This is a genomic window from Paraburkholderia adhaesiva (assembly GCF_021390575.1).
Lineage (GTDB): Bacteria > Pseudomonadota > Gammaproteobacteria > Burkholderiales > Burkholderiaceae > Paraburkholderia > Paraburkholderia adhaesiva.
Map to the genome: position 1 here is coordinate 820350 of NZ_JAJEJQ010000003.1, position 22733 is coordinate 843082.

The 22733-nt window shown below is 60.7% G+C and carries 21 protein-coding genes and 1 pseudogene; 14 read left to right on the forward strand and 8 right to left on the reverse strand.

Translation table 11 applies throughout. From position 1 onward, the window contains the following. Positions 1-79: 79 nt before the first annotated feature. The 7 genes from L0U80_RS27645 to L0U80_RS27670 all read left to right on the forward strand — a co-directional run bounded on the left by L0U80_RS27645 (position 80) and on the right by L0U80_RS27670 (position 3607). Positions 80-556, forward strand: coding sequence for a hypothetical protein (locus L0U80_RS27645; protein ID WP_233873586.1), 477 nt, complete (start codon positions 80-82; stop codon positions 554-556). A 12-nt stretch (positions 557-568) separates the two neighbouring features. Continuing rightward, positions 569-1147, forward strand: a complete 579-nt coding sequence (locus L0U80_RS27650) for an HAD domain-containing protein (RefSeq protein WP_233873589.1) — start codon at positions 569-571, stop codon at positions 1145-1147. A 66-nt stretch (positions 1148-1213) separates the two neighbouring features. Continuing rightward, on the forward strand, positions 1214-1456 hold the full coding sequence (locus tag L0U80_RS27655; RefSeq protein ID WP_233873592.1) for a hypothetical protein: 243 nt from the start codon (positions 1214-1216) through the stop codon (positions 1454-1456). A 170-nt stretch (positions 1457-1626) separates the two neighbouring features. Then, positions 1627-2145 (forward strand): 3'-5' exonuclease family protein, encoded by a 519-nt coding sequence (locus tag L0U80_RS27660; protein ID WP_233873595.1) that lies wholly within the window; start codon positions 1627-1629, stop codon positions 2143-2145. A gap of 206 nt (positions 2146-2351) precedes the next feature. Continuing rightward, positions 2352-2438 (forward strand): type II toxin-antitoxin system CcdA family antitoxin, encoded by an 87-nt coding sequence (locus tag L0U80_RS31865; protein WP_373322322.1) that lies wholly within the window; start codon positions 2352-2354, stop codon positions 2436-2438. 145 nt (positions 2439-2583) lie between these two features. Next, positions 2584-3030 (forward strand): hypothetical protein, encoded by a 447-nt coding sequence (locus L0U80_RS27665; protein ID WP_233873598.1) that lies wholly within the window; start codon positions 2584-2586, stop codon positions 3028-3030. Positions 3031-3145: 115 nt separating this feature from the next. After that, positions 3146-3607: a hypothetical protein gene (locus L0U80_RS27670; RefSeq protein WP_233873600.1), complete on the forward strand. Its 462-nt coding sequence runs from the start codon at positions 3146-3148 to the stop codon at positions 3605-3607. A gap of 420 nt (positions 3608-4027) precedes the next feature. Here L0U80_RS27670 and L0U80_RS27675 read toward each other — a convergent pair whose 3' ends face one another. From L0U80_RS27675 to L0U80_RS27685, 3 genes are all read right to left on the reverse strand, one after another. Next, a complete protein-coding gene (locus L0U80_RS27675) occupies positions 4028-4543 on the reverse strand; it encodes a hypothetical protein (protein WP_233873603.1) in 516 nt (171 codons plus the stop codon). 123 nt (positions 4544-4666) lie between these two features. Further along, positions 4667-5802, reverse strand: a protein-coding gene (locus L0U80_RS27680) for an IS3 family transposase (protein ID WP_373322092.1) whose coding sequence is annotated in 2 segments (ribosomal slippage) — positions 4667-5547 and positions 5547-5802 — 1137 coding nt in all. Because the reading frame shifts where the segments join, the coding sequence is not laid out codon by codon here. Between the two features lie 22 nt (positions 5803-5824). Next, on the reverse strand, positions 5825-7555 hold the full coding sequence (locus tag L0U80_RS27685) for an SIR2 family protein (RefSeq protein ID WP_233873606.1): 1731 nt from the start codon (positions 7553-7555) through the stop codon (positions 5825-5827). 563 nt (positions 7556-8118) lie between these two features. Between L0U80_RS27685 and L0U80_RS27690 the strand changes: the two genes are divergently transcribed. Beyond that, a protein-coding gene (locus L0U80_RS27690; protein ID WP_233862016.1) for an IS3 family transposase occupies positions 8119-9281 on the forward strand; the annotation gives its coding sequence in 2 pieces (ribosomal slippage) (positions 8119-8374 and positions 8374-9281; 1164 coding nt in all). 675 nt (positions 9282-9956) lie between these two features. Here L0U80_RS27690 and L0U80_RS27695 read toward each other — a convergent pair. The 5 genes and pseudogenes from L0U80_RS27695 to L0U80_RS27715 form a co-directional block, all read right to left on the reverse strand. Continuing rightward, complete coding sequence (locus tag L0U80_RS27695; protein ID WP_233869316.1) at positions 9957-11447, reverse strand: ISNCY family transposase; 1491 nt, start codon at positions 11445-11447, stop codon at positions 9957-9959. A 253-nt stretch (positions 11448-11700) separates the two neighbouring features. Continuing rightward, positions 11701-13125, reverse strand: coding sequence for an ISNCY family transposase (locus L0U80_RS27700; RefSeq protein ID WP_233863292.1), 1425 nt, complete (start codon positions 13123-13125; stop codon positions 11701-11703). A 167-nt stretch (positions 13126-13292) separates the two neighbouring features. Then, positions 13293-13985, reverse strand: a complete 693-nt coding sequence (locus L0U80_RS27705; RefSeq protein WP_233873609.1) for a hypothetical protein — start codon at positions 13983-13985, stop codon at positions 13293-13295. Between the two features lie 143 nt (positions 13986-14128). Then, positions 14129-14386: pseudogene (locus tag L0U80_RS27710) on the reverse strand (FAD-dependent oxidoreductase); the annotation flags it as partial. A 254-nt stretch (positions 14387-14640) separates the two neighbouring features. Continuing rightward, entirely contained in the window at positions 14641-15549 is a 909-nt protein-coding gene (locus L0U80_RS27715) for a LysR substrate-binding domain-containing protein (protein ID WP_233873612.1), read from the reverse strand. Positions 15550-15703: 154 nt separating this feature from the next. On the opposite strand from L0U80_RS27715, the gene L0U80_RS27720 reads away from it, so the two are divergent. The 6 genes from L0U80_RS27720 to L0U80_RS27745 all read left to right on the forward strand — a co-directional run bounded on the left by L0U80_RS27720 (position 15704) and on the right by L0U80_RS27745 (position 22733). Then, positions 15704-16975: an acyl-CoA dehydrogenase family protein gene (locus tag L0U80_RS27720; protein WP_233873615.1), complete on the forward strand. Its 1272-nt coding sequence runs from the start codon at positions 15704-15706 to the stop codon at positions 16973-16975. Positions 16976-17002: 27 nt separating this feature from the next. Then, on the forward strand, positions 17003-17560 hold the full coding sequence (locus tag L0U80_RS27725) for a flavin reductase family protein (protein ID WP_233873618.1): 558 nt from the start codon (positions 17003-17005) through the stop codon (positions 17558-17560). A 22-nt stretch (positions 17561-17582) separates the two neighbouring features. Beyond that, positions 17583-18554 carry a VOC family protein gene (locus tag L0U80_RS27730; protein ID WP_233873621.1) on the forward strand — a complete coding sequence of 324 codons (972 nt, stop codon included), beginning with the start codon at positions 17583-17585 and terminating at the stop codon, positions 18552-18554. 105 nt (positions 18555-18659) lie between these two features. Then, the gene (locus L0U80_RS27735; RefSeq protein ID WP_233873623.1) at positions 18660-19892 is read left to right on the forward strand and encodes a Bcr/CflA family multidrug efflux MFS transporter; all 1233 of its coding nucleotides are present in this window, start codon (positions 18660-18662) and stop codon (positions 19890-19892) included. 454 nt (positions 19893-20346) lie between these two features. After that, a complete protein-coding gene (locus L0U80_RS27740; RefSeq protein WP_233873909.1) occupies positions 20347-21459 on the forward strand; it encodes a porin in 1113 nt (370 codons plus the stop codon). A gap of 113 nt (positions 21460-21572) precedes the next feature. Continuing rightward, complete coding sequence (locus L0U80_RS27745; protein ID WP_267955006.1) at positions 21573-22733, forward strand: MFS transporter; 1161 nt, start codon at positions 21573-21575, stop codon at positions 22731-22733.

Below are 22733 nucleotides of genomic sequence, written 5' to 3' on the forward strand. Positions count from 1 at the left end.
CGTCGGCGGATTTCGTGGCAGGGAACACGTATCCGGCGGGTGGCGCGCTGGCAACGAATGCATTTGAGGTAGTAGCTATATGTTTGTGACGAGTGAAAGAAATCGTTTGCCGCCTTACGCACTGCCGTTCGGCGAGCCCGAAGGCGCGACCGCGTGGACAGCGATCGAGCAGCTGATTCCGCGGGACGTGCTGATCCTGCGGGTGTCGCCGGCTCGCTCGCGGGTGGTTCCCACGATCGTGATGCTCGATCTGTCCGCGACGGCGCCACACCTTGAGCAGTTCGTCGGCAGGGATGTCGTTCTCCGCGGTGCTGCCGTGCTGAGCACAAAATTCGCGCATGAAGTTGACCGGTGGAGGCTCGATCCGCTGAGCGAGATCCGGGTGGGGGGCACCGAGCCCGAACAGTACAGTCAGGGCGAGCGGCTGGTAACGGTGACCCGCTTCACGACGGCAGCGGGGCGCACGTTCTCCGTGCCGGTTGCCTTGGCGACGCGCGCGGCGCGAGGCAGGCGGCTCTGGCGCGCGAAGGCGCCAGCGACACCGGTCCATTCCTGACCCGGACCGGCTGTGGACACGCATCTGGACCCGGGGGCGCGCACGGCCATTGAGGAGCCGGCCATGCGGCCGCGCCGGCCGGGCGGCCTCGTGCTGTACCTTGATTTTGACGGGGTGCTTCATCCGGAGGACGTCTGGCGCCGGCCGCGCACCGGACCGTATGTCGCGAGCCCGTCGGGCCATGCACTGTTTGAACACGCGGCGCTGCTCGCGCGCTGCCTCGAGCCGTACCCGGAGCTGCGCATCGTGCTGTCCACAAGCTGGGTGCGCGTGTTCCGCAGCGTCAGCAAGGTCGCCCGCCGCCTGCCGCCGGAACTGCGCCGCCGGGTGGTCGGTGCGACCTTCCACGGCCGGATGGATCCGGCGTGGTTCCAGTCCGTGCCGCGTGGCGTGCAGGTCTGGGGCGACGTGTGCCGGCGCCAGCCCACAGCATGGCTCGCGCTCGACGACGATGATGCGGGCTGGCCGGCGGCCTGCCGGGATCACCTGCTGCACACTGATCCCGTGCTCGGCATCAGCGATCCGGCGGTCCTCGCGCAACTGCAGGCGCGGCTTGCCGTGATGCACCGGCCTGAAGTGGGCTGGCCGTGATAATCCGCCGCTTATCGCGGCCAGCGCGCAGCCGTCACGGCCGGCGCGGCGTTGCGAGGGACTGACATGAGCAGGCCCAGACGACCGGTGCCGCTTCCCGACGAGCCATTCGAAGTGCTGCGTGCGCGGCTGTGGCGTTTCGCGCAGGCGACACGCGATGAGGCGCGTCAGGTGGCCACCGTGCCGTTTCCCGAGCATGTGAGCGTGCTCGCCGGGCCGCTGTGGCGGAGCCGCGGGGAGCGCCAGGATGGGCGCTCCCATCAGTCGGAAAAGTTCACAAGCGCGGGCGTGCCGGTGGAAGATGACTAGGCACCCTGAGGGGTATCGCGTCGATGGGTTTTGATGGCGCGGGTTTGAGCTACGGTCAGGATGCTCCCGGACCGGCGACATTGGGAGACCGGGGCAAGCGCGTGCCGCTAAGGGACGGGAAGTGCCCGGGGCTGCAGGTCGCCGGTCCGCAAACGGTAGAAAAACGGAACATGACGGATACACGCTTTCACGGTGCGTTGCGCTGGCCACTACCGGCCGCGTCGCCAGCCGGTGGGATCAGTCGCTATTTCGTCGACACGGAATTCACGGATTTCCGGCGGTGCCAGCTGATCAGTCTCGCGATCGTCGGAGCGAGCGGCGACGAGTTCTACGGCGAGCGGACCGACTTCGATCCGGCGTGGTGCAGTGACTTTGTCCGTGCCGTGGTGCTACCGCAGCTCGGCCAGTTCGAGGGGCGGGCAATGCCGTTCGCCGCGTTGCGCCAGGCATTGTGCGCGTGGCTCGTGAGCGTGCCGGGCGACACCGGGCCGGTGCTCTGCTATGACGACGAGACGGACCTGAACCTGCTCCGGTTCCTGCTGGGCGGCCCGTTGCCGCGCGGCTGGCGGATCGAGAACATCGCGGGCCGTTGCGACCGCGAGCGGCGCGCCGCTTTCTACGCCCGCCATGGCGGCAAGCACCACGCGCTGCATGACGCGCGGGCCAATGCGTACGCCTTTGCCGGATGAATGCCGCGGACATGGATGCGGGAGAGCCACGTTTTCGCGGTTCGACGCACGCATCCTTTCAATGAACATTGCAGGTACTCAGGCGAAAGCGGCGAAGACTCCGTTGGGCGGGGATATCCCGCGTGAAGCGCAGGTGCCTGGCCTCGCGAGGTCGCAAGCGAGTGAAGCAGGCCTGGGTCGCGGCCGAAATACATGCCGAGGTATAGCTGAAGGAGAACGCGGAAGCCATCGAAACCTCCAATGCTTACGTGCAGCAACATGGGTTTCCACTCGAAAAGTACCGGAAGTTTTGACCGGGAGTTCTGCTGTCTCTCCGGATGCACCGGGACGGAGTGTTGGGCGAGGGCGCAGGCGACCGCGGTGCATGTACCAGGCTTCTCGAAGCACATCCTCGGGACTGTGGCCCTGGAAGGGAAGGTCACCAAAAAGGAGAGGCGGATGCTTCGCGTCACCATTGAGTTGTCGCCCCGGGGACGGGAAAGGGAAAAGTGCGTCATCGCGACGGCTGATATCGCGCGGGTGAGCGAGGGGCCGCTCGGGCCACTCGCGGATCACCGGGTCGCCATGAGAGATGCGGTACTCGGCGAGGTAGGCGAGCGGGCGATCGTGCGCAGTTATCCGAGATGGACGGGGCGCGTGTGGGACCCCGCCGCTCGCTGTCCTGCCGCTGCACTGAAGCGGGACAACGAATCGTTGCGACTGCAACCGGTGAAACCGGAGGTGACGGTTTACACGAGCGAAGCAGGCTTTCGCTACGTGCGTCTGGATGAAATCCCCGAACCGACCCAAAGATTGTTCGACCGGAAGCTCACCGGTTTGGGCATGCCCGATCTCGGCTGCGCTTACGCACACGACTGGTTCGACTTTCTCAACGGCTATCGCTGATGTCACGGGGGCAACGCGCACGTGACGGGAGGGTCTGACCTGCATCCGACACGGATAGATGCGTGGCGGGCTGACGGGCCCGCGTCTACGACGTTTTCATCAAGCGGAGGTTGGCATGAATGATTCGGGCCCCGATGACTCGGGCAGTGCGTCAAGCGGGCTTGCCGGCCAAAAGGAGGTTTCGATGCTGGAGGCGACCAGACTGGCGGCATTCCAGGCATGCGACTGGCTGACGGCGGAACAGGTCTCGAGACGCGCCAGCCCGAATGCCGGCAGTCCTCGTGGGCGGCCGGATCGCTGGAAACAGGATGGCGAGATCTTTTCCGTCAGGCACGGCCAGAGCGAGCACTTTCCCTCCTACGGGCTCGATCCTGACCGCCAGTACCAGCCGGTGGCGGCACTTGCCGATGTCCTGCGCGCATTTGGCGACACGAAGGACGGCTGGCACCTCGCTTTCTGGTTTGCATCGGTCAACAGCTGGCTCGACGGCAGACGTCCGCTTGACCTGCTGGCCACGCAATTCGAACGCGTGATCGCTGCGGCGCATGCAGAGGCGGGCGGCGTGTGGCACGGCTAGCCATGCGATCAAAGGCCGTTGAAATGGCTGTTCCTGCAGGCCAGCGGTAGGGAAGCTGCAATATCACCCGTAGTTGTCGTGCCCGGATTGCGGCGACGCGGCTACGCTCACGCTGATCCCTTTCGCCCGCTAGGCGGTCGGTATTGGGAATCGGTCGGCTCAGACTTCTGGGGCGAAATGCTGGAAGCGTGGGTGACGACGCGAAGGCATGCACGGACCCAAGTGTGTGCATCTGCCACTGGTCGCTGACCGACCCACTGCGGCCGGTCGACCCGACGCGACAAATCGGGTGGCTTCCAAGGTACAACGGACGTTCGTGCAGTCGCATTGGAAGACGGGAGTTCGGACAAAGCGGTCACCCATGCCATTCAATGGTAGGCCGTTTCCGAGTGCACGCTTCTCGTAGCAAATATTCTCTCTTCAGGATGTACAAGCCTCGCCGGCAACGTCCCTTTCGACCTGTGCATCGGACGCCTGGATCTGCTCCCCGCCATTTGCTGGTGTGATGAGATAAGCATGAACATGTCGTAGCAAAAGCCTCTCAACGGAGCCCGATACCCCTGCGTGGGGACCATCCTTGACTCGCAGTGCGTCGCCAACGCGAAAGCGCAATTTCGCCAGAGCAGCCTCGTGTATCGCGCGGTCCCACAGCGCCTTCTTCACAATTGTCTCTTCGGCCTGCTGGCCATACATCCGGTCCGAAAATATGTATGCTTTTCGAAGTGGCTCGACCGCGTCAATTGCCTTCCCCGCATCAAGCAGGGTCGCACCTTGCTGAAAGGACTCGACTCTCATCTTCTCAAGCTCAACATCATTGAATGGAAATGTGAACAGAACCCATTCAGAGACGTGCCCCTCCGGGTTTTTCAACTGAAATTCGTATCCACGCCAGCTCAATTGAGCCTCTGGCTCGCTATCGCTTGATGCCAGCTCCAAGTAGTCGCCGAAATAAATGGTCGGGAGCTGCCAATGGAGATGTTCGTTCGCGTTACGAACGCAGAGGTGGCCTCACTCGTTCGGACAGTCATCTGAGATTTTTAAGTGGAACGTCCGAGGCAATCATGCTGCCGATTTGATCGCAGGCAGCGTCGCGAAGTATGCCTCATCCGGGGTCTGATCCGCCAGGCTCGAATGGGGCCGTTTCCGGTTGTACAGCTCGACGTATTCGCCGATGGAGCGCCGGGCATGGCTGACCGACTCGTACGCTTTCAGGTAGACCTCTTCGTACTTGATGCTGCGCCACACCCGTTCGACGAACACGTTGTCGCGCCAGGCCCCTTTGCCGTCCATCGACAGCCGCACGCCCCGGCTCAGCACCGCCTCGGTGAACGCGCCCGCCGTGAACTGGCTACCCTGATCGGTGTTCACGATGTCGGGCAGTCCGTAGCGGGCGAACGCCTCTTCCAGCGCCTCGACGGCGTGCGTGGCTTCCAGCGTGATGGCGACCCGGTACGCGAGAATCTTGCGGCTCGCCCAGTCCACCACTGCCGTCAGGTACACGAAGCCGCGCGCCATCGGAATGTACGTCGTGTCGAGGGCGAACACCTGATTGGCACGCTCGATCTTCATGCCGCGCAGCAGGTACGGCCAGATCTTGTGCTGCGCGTTGCGGCGGCTCGTGTTCGGCTTGCAGTACAGCGCCTCGACGCCCATGCGCTTCATCAGCGTGCGTACGCGACGGCGACCCACCTCATGGCCTTCCCGGCGCAACAGGCGCGCCAGCATCCGCGCCCCTGCAAATGGGAACTCCATGTGCAGTTCGTCGATTCGCCGCATCAGCAACTGATCGACCTCGCTGACCGGCTGCGCCCGGTAATATGCGCTCGATCTCGCGATGCCAACCAGTCGCGTCTGTCGCGAAACCGGCAGCGCATGCGTACAGTCAATCATCGCTTTGCGCTCAGCAGTCCGGCTTTGCCGAGCGCTCCTGACAAAAAATCGTTCTCCAGCGTCAACTGCCCGATCTTCGCGTGCAGCGTTTTCACGTCCACCGGCGGATCGCTCGACGGTGCACCTGTCGCACCAAACACGTCTGCCGCACGCTCCTGCAACTGCCGCTTCCATTCCGTGATCTGGTTCGGATGTACATCAAACTGCTGTGCCAGTTCGGCCAGCGTGCGCTCACCTTTGACCGCTGCCAGTGCCACTTTCGCTTTGAACGCCGCTGAGTGCGTCCGTCGGGTTCTCTTCGTCATTTCCTCGGTTCCTTTGCCAGCATTATCGCTGGCTCAGGCCCCGGCCAAACCACTTATCCGACTGTCCGAATTTGCGCGGCCACCTCTCGCCGCCTTCGTTGCGACGGCGGTACGTGACGACGACCCCAGGTACGAAATCCTCTCCCTTAAATACTATTGCGGCCTTGTAACCGCGATGCAATCCGTTCTCCGTATCTGGCACCCGCGACCAACTAACCTCGCGCAACAGAGGGACGACACGCTGTCCGCCCGCAGACGCCTTGTAGCCTCGCAGAGCGACTTCCTTCGAGTGATGGAACGGCACGCGCCCCGGCTGTTTCGGCATCATGCGAGTCCGAATAGCCGTCAGCCACGATACATCCTTCACAGCGGCACTCAATAATGCAAGCTGCGTCGACGTCAGTGCTGATTGCGCTTGCTGCAAGTCAGATCCGAGACGTACAGCATGTGCTTCAAGCTCACTGACTCGCTCTCGCGACGCGTCTTCAGCGTCTTGCAATTGCCTCTCAAGTGCGCTCTGCTGAGCTTTGAGTTCCTCAACCCTATGCATGAGCGCGGGATCCGTTCGCTCCAGCACTTCCTTTCGAAGCTCGGGATCAAGGTCCTGAAGTCGCTCCATTAGTTCATTGACGTTTCGCTGGTCTTCCGCGTCAGGCGAACCCTTCAACCGATCCCATAATTGAGGGAAGAGCGCATGAAGGTCGACTCCGGTGTAGAACTGCACCCGAGAGCGAGCAACCGCAGGAGCAAGCTTGGTTAAGACGTGGCCATACGTTTCGCGAATTTTGGCCGAATCCGTTTCGTAGAATGCCCAGAGCACGTCTGGATTCAGACTTGGATCCGTCACCAGATCGGCCAGACATGACATAAAGATATCGTCCCAACCACCGCAACCCATTACTACCAAGGTCCGGTTCTGTAACAGCCTCTCAAGTGAGCGCTTCAACTGGGGTCTGGGCTGCCCGATTTGCGCCGGCACATGAAGCGTATCGGAGCCATGCCAGTATCCGTGCAAATGGACGACCTCAACCCCCGGGCTTTGCGATTGACCGATTGTCCCGTCAACGCTTAGCACTGTTCGGAAATATGTCTCGCCAGCGGCTCGGACACCAATCTGAATGAGCGGATCGAAGTTCGTGGTCAGTACTGTCCGCCCGATGTACCCAGGCCGATTTGCGAGCAGTTTTCCAAGAGCGACTATCGAAGGACGGAGGTGCCATCCTTTGATATCGTCGTCTAGCGCACCTAAAGCCTTTGGATCGGAAGAGCTTACAATTTCCCCTTCCGACGGACCGGAGGTAGGCGGATTACGTGCCTGGAGTACTGCTCGTCGAATGACCGCGTTGGCTACGTCCTGGCCGCGGCGCGCCTGAAGGTCAGCGAAAGCATTTCGATATACTTCACCAAGGTCTTTGGAACTATGATCGGGTGCGAGAACGTCCGGAGAGTCACGTAACGCGTCCTCGACAAGGGCTATCACGCCAGCGACGTTGGGAACCCCGGGTGCGTCCTTGGATTCGGGCATCGTAAGCGCGGACCCGAAGAAGAATATGACCTCGCGCTGTGCGTGGATCAGACGATCGAGGAGAACATCGGCACCATAAAACCGAACATCTGAATCGCTCACTGTCGCACCCGGAGTTTGGACGAATGCCGCAATTTTGCCCGGTGCACGTGTTGCTTCAGGATGTGACGTGAAAATCGCACGGGGGCACAACTGTGATGCGCTGTTCCAGACCTTGACCGAGCCCACGAAAGAAGTCCTGGTGCGCTCGGCAACAGACCGTCTAGGACATCCGTCGGGACTCACCGGCGACCCGCATCGATACTTGCGGGACTTTCGGTGAACTTTGTCGATTTGCGATATCCATACGAGAAGTACGAGGGCCTACTCGAAATCGAGTGACAGCCCGAAGCAGTCACTCGTTGCCCCTCGATTGGGTTCGATACCGAACATCGACTACGGCCGCTGAAGAAGCGTTCGTCTTTGATGGGCCGATGGCCGGTTTTGGAGCAAAGGTGACGTCTGAAGGTCCAACAGACAACGCACGTGAATAGCGGCTCCTGGCCGATCGCGGAAGTAGGTGATCTGCATTCGCCGGCAGTGCTGACTTGGTGCGCCCTTGCCAACCGGGATGAATGAGGCGACGCGATAGGGACGGGCGCGGGGTTGCTTGCGGTGTCACGAAAATCAACCCACCAAGGGTGTGCTCTCCGTGATAAGGGGCGTTATCACGGCGATCCTGGAACCTTGTAGTGGTCTAATGAATCCGGACACTGATTTAGGCGAGAATGGTCGCCATGAAGAGGTGTCTGATGAGCAAGCAACGACGTACGTTTTCCCCGGAGTTCAAACAGCAAGCCGCCTGTCTGGTGCTCGACCAGGGCTATAGCCATATGGAGGCAAGCCGCTCGGTCGGTGTCGGCGAGACGGTGCTGCGTCGCTGGGTGCAGCAACTTCAGATGGAACGCCAGGGCGTCACGCCGCAGGGCAAGGCAATCACGCCGGATCAACAGCGTATTCAGGAACTCGAGGCGCGTATCGAACGCCTCGAGCGTGAGAAGGCCATTTTAAAAAAGGCTACCGCGCTCTTGATGTCGGAAGGCATCGAACGTACGAAGTAATTGATCAGATTGGCGCAAGCGAATCGGTCGAACTGATCTGCGCGGTATTCGACGTATCGCGATCCTGCCTGTATGCGTACCGGGAGCGCGCCCAGCGCGTTGACGCCGAGCGCATGGCACTGCGTAGCCGGGTACACGAGCTGTTCGTCGAGAGTCGAAGCTCTGCCGGCAGCCGCAGCATCATGGGCATGATGCGCGAAGAAGGTACGGTGATTGGCCGCTTCAAGGTCAGCCGCCTGATGGAAGAACTCGGGCTTATCTGCAAGCAGCCGGGTCGCCATGCCTACAAGCAGGCCACGGTCGAGCGGATCGATATCCCGAATCATCTCAATCGTGAATTCGAGGTTGGTACGCCGAATCAGATCTGGTGTGGTGACATCACCTATGTCTGGGCGCAGGGCCGTTGGCATTATCTGGCCGTAGTGCTCGACCTGTTCACGCGTCGGGTTGTTGGCTGGGCGTTCTCGACACGCCCGGATGCCGATCTGGTCGTGCAGGCGTTGGAGATGGCCTATGAGCAGCGTGGTCGTCCGCAAGGCTTGCTGTTCCACTCGGATCAAGGCGGCCAGTATGCAAGCCGGAAATTCCGTCAGCGCCTGTGGCGCTATCGGATTCAGCAGAGCATGAGCCGTCGTGGAAATTGCTGGGACAACTCCCCGATGGAAAGGCTGTTCCGCAGCTTCAAGACGGAATGGCTGCCGTCAGTGGGGTACACGTCGACGCAGGAAGCACACCGGGATATCAGCCACTACCTGATGCACCGTTACAACTGGATACGGCCGCATCAGTTCAATGACGGACTGGCGCCGGCTGTTGCGGAAGAAAAACTTAACGCAGTGTCCGGGATTAGTTGACCACTACACCTTGACGCCAACAGACACGGCGTTACTCAATGATTTAGCCGGCGGAAAGGCAATTTCAGCTTTCCAAAAAAGCGCGGATGCGTTGACTGAAGCAGTCCCGATTAGATGCAGCCACACCGGCTTAATATTGGAGCCGCACAAATCAGCGAAATTTATTTCCGAAAAAATGGAACTAAATTCCTCGCAAGTGCGCGGATAATGGAGCTAATCTCAACGTTTTTTGTGCCACGGTCGTTTAGCTCGTCAAGTGTGTTCTTCCCACGCAGATGCTTTTGGAACTAAATCGACCAGCAACTTGCACCGCAAGAACCATGCGGATTTAGCTCCAAGATCCCTAGAAATTTAGTTCCTCGCACTGTTGACACAAATCTTTGAGAAATGTCGAGTGACCATGCTGACGCTCTTTTGATGACGCAAACCATTTAGAAATGCCGACATCGGCATTTCTAAATCATTTCTGTCGCGTTTCGTCAATGGTTTCTGTCAATGCACTCCCAGCATGCACCTCAAGTCAACCCGGGGTACGACATCTGTACTTTGCCCAAGTACGACACTACTACTTTGCTCTCACACCTGTGTCAAAGCCATTCTCAAATGTCCGCCTCCTGGCCACGTTGAAATGTCCGGGTTTACGGGCTTGAGGGTTTGTTTCTCATGGGTTACAGATCACGCAGTGTCGAAGAGCTGATCCTGAACGGGCAGGGCGCTCACGCCTGTTCCACTGTCCCTGGCAGACCGGCGGCCAGGTTTGCGGGGTGGCGGTTGCGCCTGTCTGCGTTGGGCAAGATCCACGATGACGTTCTCTACGTCGGCCTGCGTGAACTCGCGTTGCTTCTTCTTGCCCGATTGAGGATCGTTCCGACTGGTCCGGGTCGTGTCGCCGCGATGTGTTCGTGACGGAGCTTTACCGATCCGGCTGTTGTCACGTTGCGACTGGATCGCCTGTGCGACCTGAAGTACATGACTCAACCGCTTGTGTTCAACGACCGCGCCCTGATCGATCTCAGCGAGCCGATCATATTCCCGGTAGGGCAACACACGTTCGTCCGCGCGGAGTTCGATGCGACCATCCGGGTACTCCCATATCTCGATAACCTGACCAATCAGCTTCCGGTTCCCCGGCGTATCCTCCAGCAGGTACATCACCCGGTCGTACTGCACCGTGAGCGACTTCGTCACTTTGCGCGGCTCACGCCACGTGAGCACCAGATCAAGGCTCTCGTCGGCGCGCAGCGGCCGGTGAGCGTCGAACCCGCTCTTCGGCGGCTTCGCGAAACGAGCGTTGTAGGCCGCCATGAAGGAGGGGGCGTACGCATTCGCTTCGGCTACCGTGCTGATGCCGCGCAGCCTCAGTTCCTTCACCAGCCGATCCTGCAAGGTCAGGTGCGCGCGCTCGACGCGTCCCTTGGCCGAACTGCTGTTCGCGCAGAATGCGTCGATGTTCAGTTCGTACATCGCTCGACCGAACGGCGTCACGCGATTACCAGTCTTGCCCGGCACCGTAACGCGGAACACGCTGGCTTTATCGCTGTAGAACGCTCCGGGCTTGCCATGCCGTTCGATGTACGCGCGCGTCGCCTCGAAATAGCTGAAGGTCGATTCCGTCTGCGTGAAGTGCAGTTGCATCAAACGGCTCGTCGCATCGTCCACGTAGACCAGCAGCGTGCATTGCGGCGCCCGCTCTTCGAACCATCGGTGCTCGCTGCCGTCGATCTGGATCAGTTCGCCCAGACATGCCCGTCGTGCCCGTGGCTGGTAGACCTTCGGCGCACGCTGCCGTCTTGGCACCCACAGCCCGGCGTCCGTCATGAGTCGGCGCACCGTTTCCTTCGCCAGCCGGATGCAGTGGCATTCCCACAGCTTCTCGCAGGCCAGCGTCGGCCCGAAATCGGCATAGCGATCACGGATGATCGAGAGCGCCCGGTCAGCCGTTACGGCGTTCAGCCGGTTGTTGCTGGGCTTCGAGCGCCGGCGCGACACGAGACCTTGGGGTCCGTGCTCCCTCAATCGCCCAACCAGCCGCCGAATCTGCCGTGTCGTCAGTCCGAGTCGTTCGGCCGCGCGCCATGGCTTCAACTTGCCGTCAGCCACGTCCTGAATGACCTTGAACCTGTCCAGCTCCCGCATCGTCATCGTGATCCGTTCCGTTGCTGCCATCGAAAGCCTCCAGCGCTGGATTCCCAGCGGCCGGTCAGCTTACGATTGGCCCGAAAGCGGACATTTGAACTTGGCTAAAAGCGGACATTACAACTTAGCCGCTACACACCTGATGTCATGGCCAGATACAGATGTCCGATCTCCGGCTCAATAGAAATGTCCGGTTTTGAAGGGAGTTGATTCTGTCTTTCCGGGGTTGAACTTCCATCGTGTTGAAGGGTAGAGGATGAAGCAGCAGGGCGCTGACGTCTATTCAGCGGCTCCTTGCAGACCGCGGGCCCGGTTTTGAATCTGACTTTGGGGCCTGCGCCAGCTTCACGATCACCGCGTCCATGTCCGCCTGCGTGAACTCGCGTTGCTTCTTCGTGCCAGGCACGCGTGCCTTTGCACGCACCGGCTCACCCTGATTCGTGCGTGATGGCGAGCCCGAGGCACGCCGATTGTCGCGCTGCGCCTGCAGCGCCTGCGCCACCTGCAGTGCGTGTGCCAGCCGCTTGTGCTCGATCACCGCGCCCTGGTCCACCCCGGTGAGCCGGTCGTACTCGCGGTACGGCAGCACGCGAGCCTGCGCCCGCAGTTCGATGCGCCCATCCGGGTACTCCCAGACCTCGATGTAGCGATGCACGAGCCTGCGGTTCTGGGGCGTATCGTCGAGCAGGTACATCACGCGGTCGTACTGCACCGTGAGCGACTTCGTCACCCGCCGCGTTTCGCGCCAGGTGAGCAGGGCGTCCAGATCCTCGTCCCCGCGCAGCGGCCGGTGCGCGTCGAACGTGCTGCGCGGCGCCTTCGCGAAGCGCATGTTGTAGGCCGCCATGAAGGCGGGGGCATACGCGTTGGCCTTGCTCACCGTGCTGATGCCACGCAGCCGCAGCTCCTTGACGAGCCGGTCCTGCAGCGTCAGGTGTGCGCGCTCGACCCGCCCCTTGGCCGAACTGCTGTTGGCGCAGAACGTGTCGATGTTCAGCTCGTACATTGCGCGCCCGAAGTGCGTCACGCTGTGGCCAGTCTTGCCGGCGCTCACGCTGCGGAACACGCTGGCGCGGTCGCTGTACAGTGCCACCGGCTTGCCGTGACGCTCCAGGTACGCGCGCGTGGCCTCAAAGTAGCTGAACGTCGATTCGGTCTGCGTGAAGTGCAGGTGCATCAGCCGGCTCGTCGCATCATCGACGTACACCAGCAGCGTGCAGGCCGGCGCCCGGTCCTCGAACCAGCGGTGGTCGCTGCCGTCGATCTGGATGAGCTCGCCCAGGCACGCACGCCGCGCACGCGGCTGGTAGACCTTCGGCGGGCGCTGGGCGCGCGGAATCCACAGGCCCGCATCGCGCATCCATCGGCGCACGGTCTCCCTGGCCAGCGTCATCCCGTGGCACTCGCGCAGCTTCTCGCAGGCCAGCGTCGGCCCGAAATCGGCGTAGCGCTCGCGCACCAGCGCCATGGCCCGGGCCCGCAGGTCGATGGACAGTTCCCGGTTGCTCGGCCGCCCGCGTTTGGACGAAACCAGCCCGGCCGGACCCGCGGCCTCATAGCGCCGGCACAGCCGGCTGATCTGCCGTACGCCGAGCTGCAGCCGCTCAGCCGCCTGAAAACACCGCAGGCGGCCTTCAATGACCGCCTCGATGACCTTGACCCGCTCGAGTTCGCGCATGCTTGCCGTGATCAGCTCACGTCCGTTCATGGTTCGCCCCTGGTCGACGCCTCACGCGAGCGTGCGCTTCAACCAGGGCAGGAATCGGACATCTCTAATGAGCCAGAACCGGACATTTCAAAAAAGCCGTAACACCTGAAACTTCGATAAATTATGTTATGTTAAATTGCAACCTTAACTGACGCCCAACCCGAACATCAATCCCCGTGAATCACCTCGTCGAGCACCTCATACCGCTCCCGGCCAACCGAGATCAGATTGACGTCCCCGGTCTTTCTGGCGCTTGTGTTTCCACGCGTAGGACGATCCGTGGCTGTTCGCGCGACGCCAACGACCGTTCCGTCCGGTCCGAAGAAAATCGCCCGCGTGCCGCCGCCCGGCAGGTGGACCACGAGGACCGCCGAGCGATCGTCGTGACGCGCAACGTCGAATCGACACTGACGCATCCGTTGTTCCGCCCGCAGTGCGCAGCGCAGCGTTCCAGTCGCACCTGACTGATTTCCATGTCCCGGAACCGCAGGCGGCGTCGTGCCGTCCGTATGGTTGCCTTCATTCGGAATTGAAATCAGCGTGACGCCCTCCGCTTCTCCAACCACGCGCCCGTGTTCGCCATGAACGATCGCCTGCGCGCTCTCGCTATCGCTGGGCCCGGGACAACCCACCAGCGTCGCGGTGTGGTCCAGATACGCCGAAGTCGCGGGCGATTCGCCGAGCCGGCGACACCTGTCTCCCGACCTCGGGTATCCGTCTCCGAATGGCGCGAGGGTCGTGGGCCAGACAAACGAATCCACCACAGCGGCGGCCGCCGGTAGATTGACGCAGCACGCAGTGGCACCTGCAACCACCGCGAGCACTGCGGCGGAACGGGATAGCGCAATCGCGTTTCGCATCGGGTATCTCCGTCGCGTCGTTCCAGCCACGCTGCGCGGGCAGGAACCGGCAATGGATCTTCTATACCAGCTTCTGGCAATCGCTGGTCTGGATGCACACGTGCCCCGTCGCAATTTCCACATGGAAACTAGCACGTCTGGCGACGCGGCGCCTCTTCCACCACCGTCGCCGCCACGCGGAGCTTGCGCGCCGTCGCGGCGACCTCCAGCCCGATCCAGCCGCCGCCCACCACCAGCACGCGCTGGCTGCGATGCAGTCGCTCGCCCAGCGCCATCGCTTCGTCGAGTGTGCGCAGATAGGTCACGCGCGCGCTCTTCGCGACGCTCGCGGGCAGCTTGCGCGCCGCGCCGCCTGTCGCGATCACGAGCCGGTCGTACTTCACGTCGCGGCCCGAGCGCGTGGTCGACGATCACACGGACATGGGGCGCGCAATACTGCACGGGGATGGCTACGCTGCAGAGCACTTCGCACGCAAGCATCTGCAGCGCATGACGCCAATTGCACTCGACATCTGCGCGCACCTGATTAACGACGTAAAGCCAAGACGCCAGGTGGCCCTTCCTTCATGGATTGATGGACCGGCCAGCCTTCATCGAAATGACGTCGTTTATGGATCGCACACGTTCCTGTTTGTGCTTTGGCTTCTAGTTCGGATCAGGCTTTGGACGCGCAAGCAGTCGTCGCCTGAAGTCGGTCCACCAGCCACGTCTTGAAGAGCTTTAGCTTCGGATTCAAGTCCTCATCCTTGCGGTACAGGAGGTGGTACCCATGGTCGACTATGCACGCGTGTGGCATAGCCTGCACTAACCGACCGGCCTTGAAGTCCTGCTGAAACAGGAAGCGTGGGACGAGTCCGAAGCCGAGATCCGACATCGCGGCTTCACGCATCATCAACATCTGGAGAAAGCGCGGACTGTTACCGAGGCTCGGCATCTGAAGCCCGTGCTGCTTGAAAAACAATTCCCATGGCTCTTCGCGAGCCCCCGCAATACTCAACAACGGCGCAGACAGCAAGTCGGCAGGCTCACGTACTTGCGATTGCTGTTTCATGCGAGGCGAACACACTACAACTGCCTCCGTCTTATCGAGCAACGAGACTGAATTGAAGCCCGGCCAGGGTGGTGTGCCATAGCGGATGTGGGCATGCGCGGACGCACTGGGCTCCAGTTCCGTTAGCTCCTGAGGCAGCACATCCACCTGAATGTCGGGGTACAGGCTGCGGAAGTCGCCAATGTTCTGGACCAGCCACAGCGTGAACCCCACGTTGACCGATAGCGTAAGAGTCGATTTGTGGACGCTGTCTTTCAGCTTGTTGCCTGCATCAAGAATCAGATTCAGGCCCACTGTGATCTGCTCGTGATAGGTCTTGCCCAAGGGCGTCAAGTTAATCCAGCGGCCATTGCGTTCGAACAACCTGACCTCCAGCTGCTCTTCAAGCGTCTGCATCATACGGCTCACAGCGCTCTGGGTCACATGCAACTCGGCGGCTGCAGCAGTGAAGCTTTGGAGGCGAGCGGCAGCCTCAAAGTATCGGACGGCTATAAGGGACGGAAGGCGATTCATTTCTAGCCCTTAGTAAGGTAGGCGTTTTCATGTCTCGTTTTTGCATGAGTTTAATTCATGCTGGGTGCGAAATGAATCGTTTTAGGTTCGACGGTGCTCCCCCCTACACTGTGCGACTCGTAAAACACAGATGCACACCTAAAAGAGACACCTGATGAACGCAGTGACCGAAAGCCATTACCTCCTCGTACCTGAAGTCCCGAACTTTGTGGTCGAAGACGCGGACGCTTACCGTCAACGCGCTGCTGCTGCGGGACAAGCATTTTTGAGCGCCGTCGATGCCATCGCGCCGATCCTGCGTGCGGGTCGTGATCAGTCGGAGCGGGAGTGCCGCGTTCCCAACACGAGCGTCGATGCCATGGTCGAGGCTGGTGTGTTTCGTGCCTTCACGCCGCTGCAGTATGGTGGACTCGAACTCTCCCCCGCAGACTTCTTCGACGGCTTGATGCGCATCGCGCAATGTGACTCATCGGCGGCCTGGATTGCGGGCCAGATCGTCTGCCACAACCTCGAAATCGCTTCCATGGACCCGCTCCTGCACGAAGATTTCTGGGGCGTCCACGGGCCCGATGCGCGGGCTTCGAGTTCGTACGCGCCGCTGGGCAAGGCCGAGAAGGTCGAAGGCGGCTTCGTGCTCAATGGCCGCTGGACGTTCTCCAGCGGTGTCGATCACGCGCATTACGTGGTGCTTGGTGGTGGTGAGCGCAACTTCCTGGTCCCTGTCTCCGATCTCGTTATCGATCACGAAAGCTGGGACGTGCAAGGCATGCGCGGCACGGGTAGCAAGGCCCTTACGGCTACGAATGTGTTCGTCCCTGTCCATCGTGTTCACGAGATGTCCGACGTCATCAACGACATCAACCCGGGCTATCAGACGGTGAAGACGCCGCTCTATCAAGGCGTGTCGTGGATGTCGGTGTTCTACGCTACGGCTGCCAACACAGTGATCGGCACGGCGATGGAAGCCGTCAACGTGTTCTACGAGCAGTCGCGCAACCGGTTCACGAAGATGGGCACGGGTGCGCGTTTTGCCGAGAACCCGTTCCTCAATCTGAAGCTCGCGGAATCCAGGACGCGCATGAAGGACGTGCGGGCACGCACGCTCAACAACTGGCGTGAGATTTTCGATCAGGCCTGCAAGGGCGAACCGGCCCCGCATCAAGAACGTCTGCGCGTGCGCTACGAGTCGGCTGATTCGTTCGCCATCAGTTTCGAGACCGTGCAGGACATCTGGCCCATGGTCGGTGCCGTGTGCTCGTTGAGCTCGAATCCGATGCAATACCTGTACCGCAACCTCATGGCCTCACGAGTCCATGGCACGGGCGGCAGGGAAGCTTCGGCTGTCGCTTACTCGCGTTTGCTGCTGGGACTGCCTGCTCCGGAATTCAAGGTCATCGATTTCGGTGCCGCCAACTACTGGCGCTAATCGGGCCCAACAACACGGAGTCCAAAAATGACGACAGAACAGCAAGCAGTAACGACGAATCCCGATTGCGGCACGCTGCTCGGCGGTGGCAACCCAGTGGAGGACACGCGCGCGTTCCGACGCTGCCTGGGACAGTATCCGACCGGCGTTACCGTCGTGACGGCGCGTCATGAGGGTGAACTGGTTGGCATGACCGTGAACTCGTTTGCCTCAGTGTCCCTGGACCCACCTCTGATCCTGTGGTCGATCCGTCGCGAGTCCCGAAGCGTTGAGGCCTTCACGGGCGCACAGCATTTCGTGGTCAACGTGCTGGCCGACGATCAGGTGCCGGTGTCGCAGTGGTTTGCTACCGCACATCCCGAACGCTTCGAACTCGCACCATGGTCGGAAGGCGTGGGTGGCGCCCCGCTGCTCGATGGAGCGGTTGTCCAGCTGGAATGTGAGCGCGTTGCCGTTCATGAAGCGGGCGATCACCTGATCCTGATCGGCGAGGTGAAGCAGTACGCGCATTTCGATGGCAAGCCTCTGGCCTTCAGCAACGGCGGATATGCGCAATGTCTGCCGCGCGAACACGTCGTCAACTGAGAAGCGGGTAAGGAACACGAATATGAAAATCGAAGAAATCGGCTATCTGTGCGTCGATGCCAAAGAGATGGGCGAGTGGCGCACGTTCGCCGGCGACTACGTAGGGTTCGAAGTTCGCGACCTGGCTGAGGGCTGTCTGGGGCTGCGCATGGATGGCTACGATTGGCGCATGAAGGTCCGTCCCTCGGATCACAACGGCGTGGGCTTCATGGGCATGAAGGTCGAGACCGTGGAGGCGCTGGCCCAGGTGCGTGCGGAAATGGCGGCTGCAGGCTTTGTCGTCAATGAGAGCACTGCCGCCGAGCGCGCGGATCGTCGCGTCGAGCACCTGCTGTGGGTCTCCGATCCGGACGACAATCGCGTTGAATTCTTCGTCAACCGTGCCGTCGATAGTGCTCCGTTCGCACCGGGTCGCCCGATTGGTGGCTTCCGTACCGGCAAGCTGGGCTTCGGCCACGTCGTGCTGGGCACGCCCCATCTGGAAGAGATGGAGAACTTCTACATGAAGTTGCTGGGCTTCGGCCTCAGCGACTACATGACGGGCAACATCGAAGTCCGCTTCATCCACGCCAACGAGCGTCATCACTCGCTGGCGCTGGTCAAAACCCCCGTCAAGTTCCTGCATCACGTGATGGTCGAATACAAGCAGATGGACGACGTGGGTCGGCTCTACGACAAGGCGCTCCTCATTCCGGGAATGATCCAGACGAGCTTGGGGCGCCACACGAACGATCACGTTTTCTCGTTCTACTCGAAGACGCCGGGTGGCTTCCTGCTGGAAACCGGTTGGGGTGGCCGTAGCCTGGATCGTGCCACATGGGAGCCCTACGAGATGGAGTCCATGAGCTTCTGGGGTCACGAGCGTAGCTGGGAAACACCCGAGAACCAGCTTAAGCAGCGACAGCAGCGAGACGCCGTGGGTGCCCGTGGCGTGAGCGCACCAGTCGAAGTCAACGGCGACGGTGGATTCGTCAGCCGGGATGCTGCGATCTGACGAAGTGCGGTAGGAAGTTTGTGTGCGCGTGCGCGCCCGCTGCGTGTTTCGATTTGTTCGAACACGCGGGGGCGCGCACGATCTATTTCAGAAGGGCTTTTTTTGATGACTGACCTGAATCGACGACGCAAGTCCAATCCCTGGCTGATCTTGTTGCTTGGCGCTTTGGCTGCATGTGGCCCCTTTGGCACAGATATCTATCTGCCTGGCATGCCTTCGATTGCTGCATCGTTCGGCGTTCCTGCTTCGGCAGCAGCTGCAACGCTGACGTCGTTTATTGCGGGATTTTCGGGCGGGATGTTGCTCTACGGCCCGCTGTCCGACGCCTGGGGTCGTCGCCCCGTGTTGCTCGCGGGGCTTGTCATGTTCACCGGGGCCTCGTTGGCCTGCTGGCTCGCGAATTCCATCGGCCAGCTCATGCTGATGCGCTTTGTGCAGGCGCTTGGGGCCGGGGCTGCGTCCGTGCTTGCTCGAACCATCGCCCGTGATGCACATGAGCCGGATGAAGCATCGAAGGTGCTCTCGATGGTTGCACTCGTGACCTCAATCGGGCCACTGCTGGCTCCGCTGATCGGCGGTCAGCTACTCCTGCTCGGCACCTGGCGCACGGCGTTTATCGCGCTGATGTTGTTCGGGATGTTTTGCGCTGTTGCGACTTACCTGTGGGTACCGGAAACGTGGCCCGAGGAGAACCGTGCTTCGGGGGCCGTATCGCAGGCATTCGTTGCCTATGGACGGCTGCTGGGGAACCCCGTAGTCTGGGGCCATTTGCTGGTCGGCGGTATGACGTTTGCCGCCCTCTTCACCTATATCACTGAGACGCCGTTCGTCTATATCCAGTACTTCCACATCTCGCCCCAGCACTATGGCCTGTTCTTCGCCTTCAACGTGCTGGGCATCATGATCGGCAACATTCTGAATGCGCGCCTCGTCGGTCGCCTGGGTACGCTGAGAATGATTAGCGCGTCATCCGCGATCTCTGTCGTCGCCTCGCTGTTTGTCGTGTTCGTGTGTCTGACGGGCTGGGGTGGCCTGTGGACGATGGCGCTCGGGCTCTGCGTCGTCATCGGTCAGATAGGGATACTGACGTCCAACTGCATGACCGATCTCATGTCTCGCTACTCGAACAATGCGGGCGCTGCCGCTGCGCTGTTCGGGGCAACGCAGCTGGCTTTCGGTGCGTTGGCAAGCTTTATCGTGGGGCAATTCTCTCATGCGTCGCCAGCAGGCATTGGCTACATCATCGGTGTTACGGGGATGATCGGATATGGGGGCAAGATGTTGATCGTGCGCGTTCATGCCCTTCATAGCGCAGCGCAAGCGGTGCCAACAACCTGAGAACCAGGACGGCTTGAATGATCCAGACTCATTCAAGCCGAGAAAATATTGGTGTGTCAAATTGTCCAGGGTGCCTATAATCGGTCGACAAGTTGATTGGTTGGTTGCGCAAGCAATTTGTCAGAACTATGGGGAGACGCACAGCATGTCGTTCGATCTCGATCGGACCGACGAAGTAATCATGGCCAATATCGAGGCCGTCGTGCAATAAGCACGTCCGATCCGCTAAGTCAATCGCCCATTCAGTGGCTATCTGTGTTTCAGGACCCTGGCCGCTCAGGCAAGGATATCCCCCGAGAAGTTCTGTAGTGAGAAAACGCGTGCCCCAGGCTTGGCGTGTGTGTGTTTCAGCAGCACATCAATATTGGTCGCTCCAGCGTTTGAAAATAAGGTCATTTTAAAGTCGCCATATATAGCGACTATTCGGAGACAAGGGTTGAGGAATCAGGTAATCGTGGCAGCGACGGCTGCTGTTTTCGCATCGGCGGCTCACGCACAAAGCTCTGTCACCCTGTATGGGATTATCTCCGAGGGTATTAGCTATATCAGCAATTCCAACGGTCACAGCACTTTCAGGATGGAAAGCGGAGTGACTTCTTCCTCCCGCTGGGGCTTCAAAGGCGTCGAAGATCTCGGTGGCGGTCTCAAGGCCGTTTTCCAGCTGGAAAACGGCTTTGACATCAACTCGGGGGCTGCTGCGCAACGTGGCGCGCTCTTTGGCCGTCGTGCGTTCGTTGGCCTGTCGAGTGATCGTTTCGGTACCCTGATCGCGGGTAACGACTACGACTTCATCTACGACTACGTGACCTTCTACACGAACACGGGTCAGTTCGGTGGCGATTATTCGTTCCACCTCGGCGATGACATCGACCGCCTGGCTGGTGAGCAGTTACACAACGCAGTTCGCTACGAGTCGCCGGTCATCGCTGGCTTCACCGCAGGCGCGATGTACAGCTTCAGCAACGTGGCAGGTTCGTTCGCCGGTACGTCGACCGTACCGCGTGCGATGAGCTTCGGCCTCAAATGGAGTCCGAACGGGAGCTTCAACGCGCCGTACTCGGTTGGCGCTGCGTTCACGAAGATGAACGGCGGCCAGGCTGCACCTGGTGCGGGCTCGATCGCTGCCGTTGCGCTGGGTTCGGATTCGATCTATACGGCCGCAGTCGGCGCGCAGGCCACCGCTGGCCAGTTCTCCTTCAACGCCGTGTACACGTACACGAACGCCTCAGATACGCCGCACGGCACGGTGACCGTCAACGCCTACGAGGGTGGTGTCACGTGGCGTCCGTCGCCCATGTTCCTTGTGGGTGCTGGTATGGCCTACATCGATCAGCACAAACTCGGCAAATACAACATCACTTCGTGGGGCGCGGACTACCACCTGTCGAAGCGCACCGATCTGTTCCTCGTCGGTACGTATCAACACGCGTTCGCAGGGGCGAAGTACGCGAATAACTTCGTGGTCGTAACGCCCTACTCGCAATCCCCGGCAAACCCGTACGGCGCAGGCGCGTCAACGACTGCAAATCAGGCAGTCGTGCAAGTCGGTATCCGTCACGCGTTCTAATGTAAAGAGAGAAGAGGCACGTAATGAGCACCAAGATGATGCCTATACAAACCGAGACATCGGTGACCCGGGCCGCAAGCGTATGGATTGTTTGCGGTGCGGCAATCGGTTTGATGTTCGGATTTGGCCCCATGTTTTTCAGCGTCGTGGGCGTATTCCTGAAGCCGATGGCGGCGACTTTTGGTTGGGGTCGCTCTGACGTAGCAGTGCTGCCGATGTTCTCGATGGTTGGGACGGCATTGGGTGCGCCGGTCGTTGGCTATCTCGCTGACCGTCTGGGCTGGAGTAAGGTCCTGGTAGGTGCGATCGTGCTTATGGCGATCTCGATAGTCGCGCTTGCGGTTGCCCCAGCCAGTCACGTGTACTTTGCCATTGTCGGTCTCCTGATCGGCTTCTTCGGGGCCGGAACGACAGCGGCTGGCTATCTGGGCGTGTTGCCGCGAGTGTTCGACAAGCGCCTCGGCATGGCACTCGGATTCGCGATGATCGGAACGGGGCTCGGTGGTTTCTTTGCGCCAATCGCCGCTAACCGGCTTGGCGCGATGATGGACTGGCGTCACTGGTTTGGCGTGAGTGCGGTCGTCGCGCTGGTGCTCGGTACCGTGGCACATCGACTGATGTTCCGGCATCTTCCGGCCCAGGAATATGTTGCCACGGATGTTCAGGTCGAGGCTGGGCTCACGCTCGGCGAAGCGATGAAGGGCTATCGTTTCTGGTTGCTCGCGATTGTCATGTTCGTGATCTCGGGTGCGATTCTTGGCGGCTTCGTGCATCTTGCACCGTTCGCCAGCGACCGCGGACTCGGGCGCACAGTCGGTGCAGAGGCGGCAGGTCTCGTTGGTGCGGGGCTGGCGATTGCCCGCGTCGGGCTCGGTATCGTGCTCGACCGTGTGTTTGGTCCGTTCGTGGCCTGTGCGGCCTTTATCGTCGGGGCGCTGGGTTTCACGATTTTCGTTACCGATGCGTCGCAAGTGCCTTCGATGATTCTGCTGGCCGCACTACTGCTCGGTATCTCGACGGGCTCCGAAGGCGATCTGATTCCGTTCCTGACGCGCCGGTATTTCGGCAAGCGCTCGTTTGGCGCGATCTACGGATGTCTGTTCGGAGCGGCCACGCTGGGCGGCGCGGTTGGCCCATTCCTGTATGGCCTGGCATTCGATCGCCTCGGTTCCTATACGCTCCCCCACACTGTGTCGCTCGTAGCCTGTGCCGTTGGTGCTGTCGGTGTCTTGCTGCTCGGTCGCTATCCGCAGGCCGGTACTGAAAGCAAGTAA

Excerpts from the sequence above, each read along its gene's own strand:
- L0U80_RS27645 (WP_233873586.1), top strand. The coding sequence starts at position 80 with ATGTTTGTGACGAGTGAAAGAAATCGTTTGCCGCCTTACGCACTGCCG.
- L0U80_RS27655 (WP_233873592.1), top strand. The coding sequence starts at position 1,214 with ATGAGCAGGCCCAGACGACCGGTGCCGCTTCCCGACGAGCCATTCGAA.
- L0U80_RS27660 (WP_233873595.1), top strand. The coding sequence starts at position 1,627 with ATGACGGATACACGCTTTCACGGTGCGTTGCGCTGGCCACTACCGGCC.
- L0U80_RS27665 (WP_233873598.1), top strand. The coding sequence starts at position 2,584 with ATGCTTCGCGTCACCATTGAGTTGTCGCCCCGGGGACGGGAAAGGGAA.
- L0U80_RS27670 (WP_233873600.1), top strand. The coding sequence starts at position 3,146 with ATGAATGATTCGGGCCCCGATGACTCGGGCAGTGCGTCAAGCGGGCTT.
- L0U80_RS27695 (WP_233869316.1), bottom strand. The coding sequence starts at position 11,447 with ATGGCAGCAACGGAACGGATCACGATGACGATGCGGGAGCTGGACAGG.
- L0U80_RS27700 (WP_233863292.1), bottom strand. The coding sequence starts at position 13,125 with ATGAACGGACGTGAGCTGATCACGGCAAGCATGCGCGAACTCGAGCGG.
- L0U80_RS27705 (WP_233873609.1), bottom strand. The coding sequence starts at position 13,985 with ATGCGAAACGCGATTGCGCTATCCCGTTCCGCCGCAGTGCTCGCGGTG.
- L0U80_RS27715 (WP_233873612.1), bottom strand. The coding sequence starts at position 15,549 with ATGAATCGCCTTCCGTCCCTTATAGCCGTCCGATACTTTGAGGCTGCC.
- L0U80_RS27720 (WP_233873615.1), top strand. The coding sequence starts at position 15,704 with ATGAACGCAGTGACCGAAAGCCATTACCTCCTCGTACCTGAAGTCCCG.
- L0U80_RS27725 (WP_233873618.1), top strand. The coding sequence starts at position 17,003 with ATGACGACAGAACAGCAAGCAGTAACGACGAATCCCGATTGCGGCACG.
- L0U80_RS27730 (WP_233873621.1), top strand. The coding sequence starts at position 17,583 with ATGAAAATCGAAGAAATCGGCTATCTGTGCGTCGATGCCAAAGAGATG.
- L0U80_RS27735 (WP_233873623.1), top strand. The coding sequence starts at position 18,660 with ATGACTGACCTGAATCGACGACGCAAGTCCAATCCCTGGCTGATCTTG.
- L0U80_RS27745 (WP_267955006.1), top strand. The coding sequence starts at position 21,573 with ATGTTCGGATTTGGCCCCATGTTTTTCAGCGTCGTGGGCGTATTCCTG.